Source organism: Rhodophyticola sp. (assembly GCF_965284195.1).
GTDB lineage: Bacteria > Pseudomonadota > Alphaproteobacteria > Rhodobacterales > Rhodobacteraceae > Rhodophyticola.
In genome coordinates, this window is record NZ_CBDIRM010000001.1 from 334372 (window position 1) to 348232 (window position 13861).

Annotated in this window: 10 protein-coding genes; 8 read left to right on the forward strand and 2 right to left on the reverse strand. The window is 64.7% G+C overall.

Annotation, left to right across the window (positions count from 1 at the left end; all coding sequences use genetic code 11):
• Window positions 1-74: 74 nt before the first annotated feature.
• Window positions 75-1313 (forward strand): type VI secretion protein ImpB, encoded by a 1239-nt coding sequence (locus ACQ651_RS01755; RefSeq protein ID WP_375550419.1) that lies wholly within the window; start codon window positions 75-77, stop codon window positions 1311-1313.
• A 1-nt stretch (window position 1314) separates the two neighbouring features.
• Here the strand turns inward: ACQ651_RS01755 and ACQ651_RS01760 are convergent, their stop codons facing one another.
• Window positions 1315-1707, reverse strand: a complete 393-nt coding sequence (locus tag ACQ651_RS01760; RefSeq protein WP_353618424.1) for a DUF4174 domain-containing protein — start codon at window positions 1705-1707, stop codon at window positions 1315-1317.
• A gap of 244 nt (window positions 1708-1951) precedes the next feature.
• Here ACQ651_RS01760 and ACQ651_RS01765 point away from each other — a divergent pair, with 244 nt between their 5' ends.
• The 7 genes from ACQ651_RS01765 to proS all read left to right on the forward strand — a co-directional run bounded on the left by ACQ651_RS01765 (window position 1952) and on the right by proS (window position 12132).
• A complete protein-coding gene (locus ACQ651_RS01765; RefSeq protein WP_430448028.1) occupies window positions 1952-2878 on the forward strand; it encodes a hypothetical protein in 927 nt (308 codons plus the stop codon).
• Window positions 2850-4982 carry a methylmalonyl-CoA mutase gene (gene scpA / locus ACQ651_RS01770; RefSeq protein WP_430448030.1) on the forward strand — a complete coding sequence of 711 codons (2133 nt, stop codon included), beginning with the start codon at window positions 2850-2852 and terminating at the stop codon, window positions 4980-4982. The genes ACQ651_RS01765 and scpA overlap by 29 nt, the downstream gene beginning before the upstream one ends.
• A gap of 89 nt (window positions 4983-5071) precedes the next feature.
• Window positions 5072-6139: an AI-2E family transporter gene (locus ACQ651_RS01775; RefSeq protein WP_227284126.1), complete on the forward strand. Its 1068-nt coding sequence runs from the start codon at window positions 5072-5074 to the stop codon at window positions 6137-6139.
• A gap of 3 nt (window positions 6140-6142) precedes the next feature.
• Window positions 6143-6820: a chromosomal replication initiator DnaA gene (locus tag ACQ651_RS01780; RefSeq protein WP_430448031.1), complete on the forward strand. Its 678-nt coding sequence runs from the start codon at window positions 6143-6145 to the stop codon at window positions 6818-6820.
• Between the two features lie 41 nt (window positions 6821-6861).
• Window positions 6862-9036, forward strand: coding sequence for an RNA degradosome polyphosphate kinase (locus ACQ651_RS01785; protein ID WP_227284124.1), 2175 nt, complete (start codon window positions 6862-6864; stop codon window positions 9034-9036).
• A gap of 33 nt (window positions 9037-9069) precedes the next feature.
• A complete protein-coding gene (locus ACQ651_RS01790) occupies window positions 9070-10647 on the forward strand; it encodes a Ppx/GppA family phosphatase (RefSeq protein WP_430450296.1) in 1578 nt (525 codons plus the stop codon).
• 87 nt (window positions 10648-10734) lie between these two features.
• On the forward strand, window positions 10735-12132 hold the full coding sequence (gene proS / locus ACQ651_RS01795) for a proline--tRNA ligase (protein ID WP_227284123.1): 1398 nt from the start codon (window positions 10735-10737) through the stop codon (window positions 12130-12132).
• Between the two features lie 75 nt (window positions 12133-12207).
• Here proS and ACQ651_RS01800 read toward each other — a convergent pair whose 3' ends face one another.
• Entirely contained in the window at window positions 12208-13842 is a 1635-nt protein-coding gene (locus ACQ651_RS01800; protein WP_430448033.1) for an ABC transporter substrate-binding protein, read from the reverse strand.
• Window positions 13843-13861: the final 19 nt, after the last annotated feature.

A 13861-nucleotide genomic window follows, 5' to 3' on the forward strand; every position in this document is an offset into this window, starting at 1 on the left:
GCGCAGCTTTCGATTGCAAATGTTCTTCTTATGTTCTAATTCTGACGGCCCGGAAACTGCGCCCGAGTCACCCCATGCCTCAGCGTGTATCGACCCTGTTCTTCGACATGGATTCCTATTTCGCTGCGGTCTGCCAGGCGGAGGAACCCGCGCTGATGGGCCGGCCCGTGGGCGTGGTGACGACCGATGCGCCGGGGGCGGCGATGATCGCGGCCAGCCGCGAGGCGAAAGCCTGCGGCGTGAAGTTCGGCACACGGGTGGCCGAGGCGCGGCGCCTTTGCCCGGGGATCGTGTTTCGCCCGGCGCAGCACGATGTCTGTGTGGAGTATCATCACCGGATCCGCGACGCGGTGGAGACGGTGCTGCCGATCCATACCGCCCATTCGGTGGACGAGTTTTCCTGTCTGCTGGACCGCTCGCAGCAGGATCTCGCTGTGGCGCTGAAGATCGGCGCGGCGGTGAAACGGGCCGTTGCCGAACAGGTGCATCCGGCGCTGACGGTGTCGGTCGGGGTGGCGCCGAACAAGCTTCTGGCGAAGGTCGCGGCCGAGATGGCCAAGCCGGACGGGCTCGACTGGATCACGGCAGAGACCCTGCCGGAGAAGATCCTGCGCTTACCCTTGCGCGAGTTTCCCGGCATTTCCCGGGGCATTCTGGCGCGGCTGGAGCGGGCGGGCATTCGCGACACGCAGGGCCTTTATGCACTGACCCCGAAAGCCGCCCGGCATCTTTGGGGAAATGTGGAAGGCGCGCGGTTCCTGACCCAGTTGCAGGGCGGCACGGTGGTCTACCCGCCGACGCGGCGCAGTTCGCTCGGCCACGGGCAGCGTCTGGTGATGCAGAACCGCACGCCGCAGGCGGCCCGGCTGGTGGCGCGGCGGCTGCTGATCAAGACCGCCTCGCGGCTCAGACGGGAGGGGTTGCTGGCCCGGTCGCTGCACGTCAGCGCCAGCTGCGACCGCCACGGGCGGCAATCGGTCGGCGATGCGATCATGGCGACGCAGGACACCTTCACGCTACTCAAGACGTTCGAGCGATATTGGCGCGGGCTGACGCTTGCGGATCCGCGCAGCGTATCGGTGATGGTCGGCGGGCTGATCCCGATGGCGTCGCATATCGCCGATCTGTTCGAAACGCGGGAGGCGGGCCAGCAAAGCACGCGCGAAAGGCTGTGTTCGATGATCGACGGGCTGAATGCGCGCTTTGGCCAGGATACCGTGCGTTTCGGGGAGCTGCCCCCGCACAAAGTGCCCTTCACCGGTGCGAAAATCGCGTTCCAGCGGGTACCGGACAGGTCCGAATTTCACGAATAGATCACTGCGTCTCTTCGATGCGGATCGGCATGTTGTCGATGGCGCGGATGATCTCGCGCACGTCGCGCGGCGAGGGGCGGCGAAGATTGACGGCGCCGTCCTTGTCCATCAGCACCAGCGCAAAGCCCCGCGGGCGCAATTGGCGGCGGATTTCGGACTGCGCGTCGGGATCGGTATCGAAGATGATCACCACATCGCGTTCCAGCAACGGCCCCGGACGCTCCGCCAGAAGCGCCAGCTGTTCGCGGAACCGGGGATCGGCCTCGGTGTCGGCAAACACGACGATCGGCCGGGCGATCCAGAGAAAATCGTTCAAATCCAAGTCAATGGCGGACCGCGGTTCAAGCGGGTCGACGGCTTCGGGGGTTTCCCCGGTCACGTCGCTCTGGGCCATGGCCACATCCTGCGAAAGGGCTGGAAACCCGGGAAACAGTGCGAAACCAAGGGCTAAGGTAAGGGCTAGAGTACTGCGCATCGATCCTCCGTCACTGGCAGATATAGGGGGTCGGCGGGTGAAAGCGAAGGCTTTCGTAACGTATTCTGCGCCAGATCGTGGCAAACCTGCGATTTACCGTGTCTTTAGCTCTTCGACGGCATGGTGGCTGCTCCAACGCATTGATTTGCAAAGGGGCAAACACATGGACGTCGTCCTTCACATCGGTGTGCACCGCACCGGCACCACCACTGTCCAGCGGGTCATGGGCGCAAGCCGGGAGACGCTGGTCGCCGGGCGCATCGCCTATTGGGGGCCGAAGCGTCTGCGGGGGGGGCTGTTTCAGGGTCTGTCCGACGATCCGTCGCAGATGCTGCCTTGGCAGGCGCGGCGCCGGAAGCGGATGGCCGGGCGGATCAAGCTGGCGATGGAAACCCACCGGCAGGAGGGGATGCGCACCCTTCTGGTGAGCGAGGAAAACATCGCCGGCATGCTTCGCCCCAATCTGACCCGGCAAAGCCTTTACCCCGATGTGGATACCCGGCTCGCCCGCCTTGCGGAGGCGTTCGGCAACAGATGCATCCGGGTGGCGATCGGCATTCGCTGCTACGACCGGTACTGGTCCTCGGCGCTGGCTTTCGCGCTTGCCCGCGGCGGCCCGCCGCCCACATCCCAGATGTGCGGCGCGCTTGTTGCGCAGCCGCGCCGGTGGCGCGACCTTGTTCACGCGGCGGCACAGGCGTTTCCGCAGGCCGAAATCGTCGTCTGGACGCATGAGGCCCTCGCCGCGCGGCCGGAACAGCAGGTCGCGGCCTTGCTGGGCGGGCCGGCGCCGCGGCTGAAAGCGATCCGCGACTGGCACAATGCATCGCCCACCCCCGGGGCGCTGCGCGAGGTCATGATGGACCGGGACGAAGACCCGGGCCTGATTTCGGAAATGTCGGGAAAGTTCATGCCGTTCACGGCGCTTCAAAGGGCCGCGCTGCGCGGCCAGTACGCCGAAGATCTGGGCTGGCTGCGCGGCGGCGCGGACGGGCTCGCCCGCTATATCGACGACCCCGCGACAGATTGGGGCGCGACAGGACAAGGAAGAGGACATCTGAATGACGGAGAACATCGACGCCTGGCGTGACCTGGCCGCCAAGGAGCTGCGTGGCCGCGCCGTGGAGGATCTGACCTGGGAGACGCTGGAAGGCATCCGGGTCAAGCCGCTTTACACCTCGGCCGATGCCAGGGACCTGCCTCATATGGGCAGCATTCCGGGCGAGGCGCCGTTCACCCGCGGGGTGAAGGCCACGATGTATGCGGGCCGGCCCTGGACGATCCGGCAATATGCGGGATTTTCCACGGCGGAAGAATCCAACGCGTTCTATCGCAAGGCCCTCGCGGCGGGGCAGCAGGGCGTTTCCGTCGCCTTCGATCTGGCCACCCATCGCGGCTATGACAGCGATCACCCGCGCGTGGTGGGCGATGTGGGCAAGGCCGGGGTCGCGATCGACAGCGTCGAGGACATGAAGATCCTCTTCGACGGCATCCCGCTCGACAAGGTGTCCGTCTCGATGACGATGAACGGCGCGGTGATCCCGGTTCTGGCGAATTTTATCGTGGCCGGCGAAGAGCAGGGCCATGACCGGGCGGTTCTGTCGGGCACCATTCAGAATGACATTCTGAAGGAGTTCATGGTGCGCAACACCTATATCTATCCGCCCGAACCAAGCATGCGGATCATCGCCGATATCATCGAATACACCTCGAACGAGATGCCGAAATTCAACTCGATCTCGATCTCGGGCTATCACATGCAGGAGGCGGGCGCGAACCTGGTGCAGGAGCTGGCCTATACGCTGGCCGACGGGCGCGAATATGTGCGCGCGGCGATTGCGCGCGGCATGGATGTGGACAGGTTCGCCGGGCGGCTCAGCTTCTTCTTCGCCATCGGCATGAACTTCTTCATGGAGGCCGCCAAGCTGCGCGCCGCGCGGTTCCTGTGGCACCGGATCATGACCGAGTTCGGCGCGAAATCCGACCGCTCCAAGATGCTGCGGACCCATTGCCAGACCTCCGGGGTCTCCCTGCAGGAACAGGATCCCTACAACAACGTGGTGCGCACCGCCTACGAGGCGATGAGCGCCGTTCTGGGCGGAACGCAAAGCCTGCACACCAATGCGCTGGACGAGGCCATCGCCCTGCCGACCGAGTTCGCGGCCCGGATCGCGCGGAATACCCAGTTGATCCTGCAGGAAGAAACCGGCGTCACGAATGTCGTCGATCCGCTTGCGGGCTCCTATTACGTGGAGGCGCTGACCGCCGAGCTGATCGACCAGGCCTGGGCGCTGATCGAAGAGGTCGAGGAGATGGGGGGCATGACCAAGGCCGTGGCTTCCGGCATGCCGAAACTGCGGATCGAGGAAAGCGCGGCCCGGCGTCAGGCGCTGATCGACCGGGGCGACGAGGTGATCGTCGGCGTCAACAAGTACCGGCTGGACAAGGAAGACCCGATCGACATCCTCGATATCGACAACGACGCGGTGCGCGCGGGACAGGTCGCCCGGCTGGAGCGTATCCGCGAGACGCGCGATGCGGGCGCCTGCGAAGGCGCGCTTCTTGCGCTTGAGCAGGGGGCGGCCTCCGGGCAGGGCAATCTTCTGGAACTGGCGGTGGAAGCCGCGCGCGCACGCGCCACAGTGGGAGAAATCAGCATGGCGATGGAAAAGTCTTTCGGCCGCCACCGCGCCGAGGTCAGGACGCTGGCGGGCGTCTACGGCGCCGCCTACGAGGGTGACGCGGGCTTCGCGGCTATTCAGGCCGATGTGGAGAGCTTCGCCGAGCAGGAAGGTCGCCGCCCGCGCATGCTGGTGGTCAAGATGGGTCAGGACGGCCATGACCGGGGCGCCAAGGTGATCGCCACAGCCTTCGCCGATATCGGCTTCGACGTGGATGTCGGCCCGCTGTTCCAGACCCCCGAAGAGGCCGCGCAGGACGCCATCGACAATGATGTGCATGTCGTCGGCATCTCGTCACAGGCGGCGGGCCACAAGACGCTGGCCCCGAAACTGATCGAGGCGCTGAGGGCCAATGACGCGGGCGATATCATCGTGATCTGCGGCGGCGTCATCCCCCATCAGGACTACGAATTCCTGCAAAATGCCGGTGTGAAGGCGATTTTCGGGCCCGGCACGAACATCCCCGAGGCGGCTCGCGACATTCTGAAACTGATCGGGCAGGCGCGGGGCTGATACGCGACCCTGAAAGCATTGGGGGCCTTTGCCCTTGCCCTGACCCGGCGCCTGTCGCATCTAGGTAGGACAAGGAAAAGGCGCGTGCCATGGCATTGCCGGTGAAACAGCAGATGATCTATTGGGGCATCGCGTTGGCGATGTTCTTCGTCATTCTGTGGGCGCTTGGGGATGTCATCCTGCCATTTCTGGTCGGCGGGGCGATCGCCTATTTCCTCGATCCCGTGGCCGACTGGCTGGAGCGGAAGGGGTTCACGCGGATCTGGGCGACGGTTCTGATTTCGCTGGTTGCGATCCTGGTGGTCGTGGTGGCGGCCCTTATCGTGATCCCGCTTCTGGTCAGCCAGCTGACCGGGCTGATCGCGGCGGCGCCGGAACTGTTCGAACGGCTGCGCGACTTCCTGACCACGCGGTTTCCGCAGTTGATGGATGAAAACTCGCCGCTCCGCGATTCGCTGGCGGCGATCAGCGAAACGCTTCAGTCCCGCGGCGGGGAACTGGTGAACGGATTGCTCAGTTCGGCCATGTCGGTGCTGAACTTCATCGTCTTCATCGTCGTCGTGCCTGTCGTCTCGTTCTATCTGCTGTGGGATTGGGACCGGATGGTGGCGCGCGTCGACGACCTGTTGCCCCGCGATCACCGCCCGGTGATCCGCCGTCTGGCCAAGGATATCGACCGGACACTGGCCAGCTTCGTGCGGGGGCAGGGGACCGTATGCCTTATCCTCGGCACGTTCTACGCGGTGTCGCTCATGATCGTCGGCCTGCAATTCGGCGTGGTGGTGGGTTTCGTCGCAGGGCTGATCTCCTTCATCCCCTATGTGGGGGCGCTCTTCGGCGGGGCTCTAGCGCTGGGTCTGGCGCTGTTCCAGTTCTGGGGCGAATGGTGGTGGATCCTGGCGGTCGCCGCGATCTTTCAGGTCGGTCAGCTTGTCGAAGGCAACATCCTGACACCGAACCTTGTCGGCGGCTCGGTCGGACTGCATCCGGTCTGGCTGATCTTCGCACTGTCGGCCTTCGGCTCCGTCTTCGGCTTCGTGGGGCTTCTGGTGGCGGTTCCGGTGGCCGCGGCGATCGGCGTGTTGATCCGTTTCGGGGTGGAGCAGTACAAGCAGAGCCTGCTCTACCGTGGCCTGGATAACCCCGGAGACGAGTGACCCATGGCCGAGCAACTGGTTTTCGACCTCCCGCCCCGCGCGGCGATGGGTCGGGAGGATTTCTTTGTTTCCCCGGGCAATGCCGCTGCTGTGGCGGGCATCGATGGCTGGCAAGGCTGGCCCTTCGGCAAGATGTTGCTGGTCGGACCCGAGGGCGCGGGCAAGACCCATCTTGTCCATGTCTGGGCCGATATCGTCGGCGCAGAGGTGATCAAGGCCCGGGATCTGACCGATGCCGCCGGAGAGGCGCTGGCCCGGGCCTCCGGCGTCGCGGTGGAGGATGTGGACGAGATTGCCGGACGGGGGGATGCGGAAACCGCGCTTTTCCACCTCCACAATGCCCTGGCGCAACGCGGCGCCCCGCTTTTGCTGACCGCGCGCACCGCGCCCGAGAGATGGGGGCTGGACCTGCCCGATCTGGACAGCCGGATGCGTCAGGCCGGGGTTCTGCGCCTTGCCCCGCCCGATGATGCGCTGCTTGCGGCGGTGATGATGAAACTGGCGCTGGACCGGGAGATGCCGCTGAAACCGCGTGTTCTGAGCTATGCCCTGAAGCGGATCGAACGCTCTTTCGCGGCGGCGCAGGCCTTCATTGCGGCGCTGGATGCCATGGCTCTGGCGGCGAAACGCCCGCCCACGCGAAAGATGGCCAAGGCTATCCTTGCGGAAGACAAGGATTAAATGTCACGCTCATGTCACATACCGGACCTAACGCCGAGCCCATGACAAACGCAGATTTCCTGACCGCCCCGATCCCTGACCCCGTTTCGCTTCCCGAGGCGCAAACCAAGGGGCCGCAACGTTTTTTCAACCGCGAGCTGAGCTGGCTGGCGTTCAACTGGCGGGTGCTGGAAGAGGCCGGCAATACGCGCGTCCCGCTGTTGGAGCGTGTACGGTTCGTGTCGATCTCGGCGGGCAATCTGGATGAATTCTACACGGTGCGCGTGGCTGGCCTGCGGGAACTGGCGCTGGAAGGCAACGCGATGCCATCCGATGACGGCCGCAGCCCGACAGAGCAACTGGCGCTGATCAACGAGGATGCCCGCGCGCTGATGCAGAGCCAGCAGAAAGCCTGGGTCGCCCTGCGCAAGGAACTCGAAGCGGAAGGGATCAGGGTCGTCACCCGCTCGGCACTGTCCGCGGCGGACCGGAAACATCTCGAAACGGTCTTCCTGACCCAGGTCTTTCCGGTGCTGTCGCCGCTGGCCATCGACCCGGCCCACCCGTTTCCGTTCATCCCGAACGAGGGCTTTTCGCTGGCCTTGCAGATGAAGCGCGAACGCGACGGGCGCTCCTTGCAGGCACTGCTGCCGATCCCGGGCCAGATCGACCGCTTCGTCCGGCTGCCCGCCCCCGCGGGCGAGGCCCGGTTCCTCCCGATGGAGGAGTTGCTGCTGCTGCATGTGGGCGCGCTTTTCCCCGGCTACAAACTGACGGGCTCGTGCAACTTCCGGGTCCTGCGGGACAGCGATCTGGAGGTGGAGGAAGAGGCCGAAGACCTTGTGCGCGAGTTCGAAACCGCGCTGAAACGCCGCCGCCGGGGGGAGGTCGTGCGCCTGCAGATCTCTCACGGGGCGCCGGCCGATCTGCATGACGAGATCACCGAAAACCTGCATGTGCGCGGGGACGAGGTGGTGGAGGTGAAGGGCATGATCGGCCTGATCGGCCTGAAAGAGCTGGTCATCGACGACCGGCCCGATCTTCTGTGGCCCAGCTTCATGCCGCGGGTGCCCGAACGGGTGCAGGATCACGAGGGCGACATGTTCGCGGCGATCCGGCAGAAGGACATGCTGCTGCACCATCCCTACGAGACGTTCGACATGGTGATCCGGTTTCTGGCGCAGGCCGCGCGGGATCCCAACGTGGTCGCGATCAAGCAGACGCTCTATCGCACGTCGAATGAAAGCCCGATCGTGGATGCGCTTTGCGAGGCGGCGGAAAACGGCAAATCGGTCACCGCGCTGGTGGAGTTGAAGGCCCGGTTCGACGAGGCCGCGAATATCCGCCAATCCCGCAAGCTGGAGCGGGCGGGGGCGCATGTGGTCTATGGCTTCATCAACTACAAGACCCACGCCAAGATCTCGACCGTGGTGCGGCGCGAAGGCGAGAGGCTGGTGACCTACACCCATTACGGGACCGGCAACTATCACCCGATCACGGCGCGGATCTACACCGATCTCAGCCTGTTCACCTGCGACGATGCCCTTGGCCGCGACGCCACGAAGGTGTTCAACTATATCGGCGGCTATGCCGAGCCCGAGGGTCTGGAGAACCTCGCGATCTCGCCGATCAGCCTGAAATCCACGATCCTGGAAAATCTCCGCGCCGAGGCGGAGCATGCGACGGCGGGCAGACCCGCGATGGTCTGGGCCAAGATGAACAGCCTGATCGATGCCGATGTGATCGACGCGCTTTACGACGCGAGCCAGGCCGGCGTGAAGATCGATCTGGTGATCCGCGGGATCTGCGGATTGCGCCCCGGGGTGAAGGGCTTGAGCGAAAACATCCGCGTGAAATCCATCGTCGGGCGGTTTCTGGAGCATTCGCGGATCGTGTGTTTCGGCAACGGCTCGGGCCTGCCCTCGAAAAAGGCGAAGGTCTATATCAGTTCGGCGGACTGGATGGGCCGCAATCTCAATCGGCGGGTCGAAACGTTGGTGGAATGCAAGAACGCCACCGTGAAGGCACAGATCGTCAGCCAGATCATGGCGGCGAACCTTGCCGACGTGGCGCAAAGCTGGGTGCTGTGTGCCGATGGCAGCTTCCAGCGGCCCGATCTCTCGGCGATCGAGAATCCGTTTTCCTGCCACCGGTTTTTCATGGAAAATCCGTCGCTGTCCGGCCGGGGCTCCGCCGGAGCCAAGGATGTGCCGGAGCTGACGCATTCCAACGATTGACGCATGGCGCACGGCCATGCCATGCCTGTGGATATGACGGGGGATGCAACGCCAGTGCTGGATCGCGACACAGCCGAGCCACATCCCGATTGGGGGCCGTTCGGCGCGCCATTGTTCGATGGCCCACAGGCACGTGCACTCAGCCGGGTGGGCGTGATCGATATCGGGTCTAACTCGGTTCGTCTGGTGGTGTTCGACGGGGCCGCCCGCTCCCCGGCGTATTTCTTCAACGAAAAGATCCTCTGCGGGCTTGGCGCCGGGTTTGCCGAGACGGGTCGGCTCAGCCCCGATGGCCGCGCCCGCGCGCTGGTCGCACTGAAGAGATTTGCCGCATTGGCGCTCGGAATGGACGTCTCGCCCCTGGTGACCGTTGCGACCGCGGCGGTGCGCGATTCCGAGGATGGGGACGAGTTCAGCGCCGAGGTGGAGGCCGAAACCGGGCTGCGCATGGTCGTTGTCGATGGCGCGGAGGAGGCGCGGCTCTCGGCGCAGGGTGTGCTGCTTGGCTGGCCAGGGGCGCAAGGGCTGATCTGCGATATCGGCGGCTCGTCGATGGAACTGGCCAAGCTGCTGGGCGAAGGCAAGGTCGGGCGGTGCGAAACCTCCGATCTGGGCCCGCTGAAACTGATGGGCATCAAGGGCGGCAAGAAGGCCATGCGCGCCCATATCAAGGACCGGATCGGGCAGTTGGCCGCCGATTTCGGAGAGCGGCCGGAGCGGTTGTTTCTGGTCGGCGGATCGTGGCGGGCGATTGCGCGGATCGACATGGAACGGCGCGGCTATCCGCTGAAGGTGCTGCATGAGTACCGGATGACGCCGCGCGCGATCATGGAAACGATCAAGTATATCGAGCAGACCGACACCGACACCCTGCGCGGCCAGACCGGAACCAGCGAGGCGCGGATGCGGCTTGTGCCGCTGGCCTCCGAAGTTTTGCGCGTTCTGGTGCGCAGCTTCAAGCCGCGCGAGGTGGCGATCTCCAGCTACGGGATCCGTGAAGGCCTGCTCTATGAACAGATGAATGACGAGCTTCGCCGGCGCGACCCGCTGATCGAGGCCGCGCGCCACGCCGAGGCGCAGAACGCCCGCCTGCCGGGCTTCGGGCGCGCGCTCTACAAATTCGTCGAACCGCTCTTCGCCAGCGCCCGACCGGAGCGCAAGCGGCTGGTCCGCGCGGCCTGCCTGCTGCATGACGTGAGTTGGAGAGCGCATCCCGACTATCGCGCCGAGGTCTGTTTCGACAACGCGACGCGGGCCAATCTGGGCGGGATGACCCATGCGGAACGGGTGTTTCTGGGTCTGGCGCTGCTGCACCGGTACAAATCCAGCCGTTTGGGGACGAATTTCAACACCGAGCTGTTGAACCTGCTGCCCGAGACGGATGTGATCCAGGCCGAGATCCTTGGCCGGGCGATGCGGTTCGGGGCCATGTTCGCGCTGGACAGGCCCACCGATCACGGGCGTCTGAAGTTGTTTCCGAAGAAGAAACTTCTGAGGCTTCATCTGCTGACCGGTTCGGGCTGCGACCTGTTCGGAGAGGTGGCCGAGGCGCGGTTTCAGGCGCTGGCGGGCGCTATCGGGGTCGAGGGCGTCGTCATCCGGGATGTCTGAGCCGCGCCTGTGCGCCGCCGTCATCTCTTGCCCGCCGAAAGCCAATCGCGTAGGCCGGGCGGGACGTGATTTGATGTGAGAGAGCCAATGCGCCTGAGCCGCTATTTCCTGCCCGTGCTGAAGGAAACCCCCGCCGAGGCGCAGATCGTCAGCCATCGGCTGATGTTGCGCGCGGGCATGATCAAGCAGGCCAGTGCGGGCATCTATTCCTGGCTGCCGCTCGGCTTTCGCGTGCTGCGCAATATCGAGCGGATCGTGCATGAGGAACAGCAGCGCGCGGGCCATATTCCGATGCTGATGCCGACGCTGCAATCGGCGGATCTGTGGCGCGAGAGCGGGCGCTACGAGGCCTATGGCGAAGAGTTGCTCCGCGTGCGGGACCGCCATGACCGGGACATGCTTTACGGCCCCACGAACGAGGAGATGATTACCGACATCTTCCGCTCCCATGTGAGCAGCTACAAGGATCTGCCGCTGACGCTCTATCACATCCAGTGGAAGTTCCGCGACGAGATCCGCCCGCGTTTCGGCGTGATGCGCGGGCGCGAATTCCTGATGAAGGACGGTTATAACTTCGATGTCTCCAAGGAGGCCGCGCTGCACGCTTATAACCGGCATCTGGTCAGCTATCTCAGGACCTATGAGCGGATGGGCCTGCAGGCGATCCCGATGCGGGCCGATGGCGGCCCGATTGGCGGCGATTACACGCATGAGTTCCTCGTTCTGGCCGAAACGGGCGAGTCGGAGGTGTTCTACGATGCCGACATCACCGATCTGCGCTTCGGGGAGCGGGAGGTCGATTACGACGATGTGGCGGAGTGCCAGGCTGTGCTGGAGGAATTCACCAGCCGCTACGCGCGCACCGACGAGACCCATGACGCGGCGATGTTCAACCAGATCCCCGAAGCCCGCCGGCGGGTGGCCCGCGGGATCGAGGTGGGGCAGATCTTCTATTTCGGCACCAAGTATTCCGACGCGATGGGCGCCACGGTGCAGACCGCCGATGGCGGAAAGGTTCCCGTTCACATGGGAAGCCACGGGATCGGTGTCAGCCGGCTGATGGGCGCCATCATCGAGGCGAGCCATGACGACAAGGGCATCATCTGGCCCGAAGCCGTGACACCGTTCCATTGCGGCATCGTCAACCTGCGGCAGGGCGATGCGGGCACGGATGGCGCCTGTGCGGAGCTTTACAAGGCGCTGAAGGCCAAGGGTCTGGATCCGCTTTACGATGACCGTGAAGAACGCGCGGGCGCGAAATTCGCAACGATGGACCTGATCGGCCTGCCCTGGCGGATCACGGTGGGGCCACGGGGGCTGGACAAGGGCGTCGTCGAACTGACCTGCCGCAAGACCGGCGAGAGCGAAGAGATGACCGCCGAGACGGCGGTGACGAGGGTGGCCGGCATCTACGCGCCGCATCACGCCCATGTGGCCCATCACGTGGAGCCGATGGCGCAGCGGAGTTTTCACACCTGGGTGTGACCGGATCCCTGGTTTGCAGGAAAAACGGGCGGCGCAGATCTCTGCGCCGCCCGCCGATCGAGAAGCCGCGATGTCTCAGGCCGCGAGGCCCAGATAATGCAGATGTATCTCGTAGATCGGGTGGGTGTCGCCGCCCACCACCCCTTCACGGTAGTGGCGGTAGACCGAGCGCCAGTATGGCTGGATGATCACGCCTTCGTCGCGCAGGATCTGCTGGATGCGGGCCATCACCTGGCTGCGGGCATCCGCATCGGCAATGGCCGAGGCCTCGGCCAGAAGCTGGTCGAACTCCGCATTGTCGAACCCGGTCTCGTTCCATGGCTCGCCTGACTTGTAGGCCAGCGTCAGGTTCTGGACACCCAGGGGCCGGTGGCCCCAGTCGGTGGAACTGAACGGGTATTCGGCCCAATCGTTCCAGAACGTGTTGCCGGGATAGATCGTCCGGTTGACGGTAAAGCCCGCATCCCGAAGCTGCGCGGCCAGCGCGTCGGTGGTGGGCCGCCGCCAGCTGTCGTCGATGGAGATCAGTTCATGCTCGAAATCCAGTTGCCCGGCGTCCTCCATCAGGCGGCGGGCTTCCTCGGGGTTGTATTCCGGCGGGCCGATATCGGCATATTCCGGGTGGATCGGACAGACATGGTGATTTTCGGCGACCGTGCCGCGACCGTCATACCCAAGCGCCAGCAGCACGTTGTTGTCGCAAGCCAGCGCAAGGGCGCGCCGCACGCGCACATCGTCATAGGGCGCGTTGGTCTGGTTTGTCCGCAAAACCAGCGAGTTGGCCGAAAGCGCCTCGGATCTGGTCCAGCCGATGGTATCGAATACATCGACGAAGTTGCCCACGGTCTCGTAGAGCATGTCGATCTCGCCGGCCTCGGCGGCGGCCAGATGGGCGGATTGCTCGGTGCCAAGGTCGATGAACTCGATCCTGTCGAGCGCGGCGCCGTTTTCCGCGTCCCACCATGTGTGATCGGGGTTCTTTTCCAGAACTGCCCCGACGCCGACCTCGTAGGAAACCGGCAGATAGGGGCCGGTGCCGACCGGGTTGTCGAGCGGATTGCCGGAAAACCCGTTCTGCACGATGGCCGACGGGTAGTCGGACATGGTCGGGATGATCGTGATGTCGGGGAAGGCGAGGTTCAGGATCACGGTATGTTCATCCGCGATCTCGATCACGCCATCGGCGATCCGGCCGGTCTCCTCGTTGATCAGGGCGCCCATGCGCGACGACATCGAGTTGCCTTCCATATCGCGGTTGCACCAGCGGGTGACGTTGTAGGCCACGTCCTCGGCGGTGAAGGGCGTGCCGTCATTCCAAGTGACGCCCCGGCGCAGGTTCAGCGTGTAGCGGGTTGCGTCCTCGTTCACGTCCCAGCTTTCCAGAAGCCGCCCAGAGAACACGCCGTCACGGCTATATTCCACGAGATATTCAAGCCAGCCGCGGCCGATATTCGCGATCTGCGGCCAGTCGAAGGTGGGTGGATCCTTCATGGCGCGCACGTCCTGCTGGATGCGGATCGTGCCGCCCTGGCGGACATGCGCGTCGGCGCGGGCCGGGCGCGCCGATCCGATCAGGGCGTAGGCGGCGGGGATGGTGACCCCAAGCGCGGTGGCGCGGGTCAGGAACTCGCGCCGGTCCATCGTTCCGTCGGCGACTTCCCGGGCGTAGGCCACGGCGGCAGGATGCACGGTCTGTGCGGTTTTTCTCATCTCTCTGGATCTCCCGTTG

Coding starts and splice junctions, on each gene's coding strand:
- ACQ651_RS01775 (WP_227284126.1), top strand. CDS start 5,072: ATGGCATTGCCGGTGAAACAGCAGATGATCTATTGGGGCATCGCGTTG.
- ACQ651_RS01755 (WP_375550419.1), top strand. CDS start 75: ATGCCTCAGCGTGTATCGACCCTGTTCTTCGACATGGATTCCTATTTC.
- proS (WP_227284123.1), top strand. CDS start 10,735: ATGCGCCTGAGCCGCTATTTCCTGCCCGTGCTGAAGGAAACCCCCGCC.
- ACQ651_RS01790 (WP_430450296.1), top strand. CDS start 9,070: ATGACGGGGGATGCAACGCCAGTGCTGGATCGCGACACAGCCGAGCCA.
- ACQ651_RS01780 (WP_430448031.1), top strand. CDS start 6,143: ATGGCCGAGCAACTGGTTTTCGACCTCCCGCCCCGCGCGGCGATGGGT.
- ACQ651_RS01785 (WP_227284124.1), top strand. CDS start 6,862: ATGACAAACGCAGATTTCCTGACCGCCCCGATCCCTGACCCCGTTTCG.
- ACQ651_RS01765 (WP_430448028.1), top strand. CDS start 1,952: ATGGACGTCGTCCTTCACATCGGTGTGCACCGCACCGGCACCACCACT.
- ACQ651_RS01760 (WP_353618424.1), bottom strand. CDS start 1,707: ATGGCCCAGAGCGACGTGACCGGGGAAACCCCCGAAGCCGTCGACCCG.
- scpA (WP_430448030.1), top strand. CDS start 2,850: ATGACGGAGAACATCGACGCCTGGCGTGACCTGGCCGCCAAGGAGCTG.
- ACQ651_RS01800 (WP_430448033.1), bottom strand. CDS start 13,842: ATGAGAAAAACCGCACAGACCGTGCATCCTGCCGCCGTGGCCTACGCC.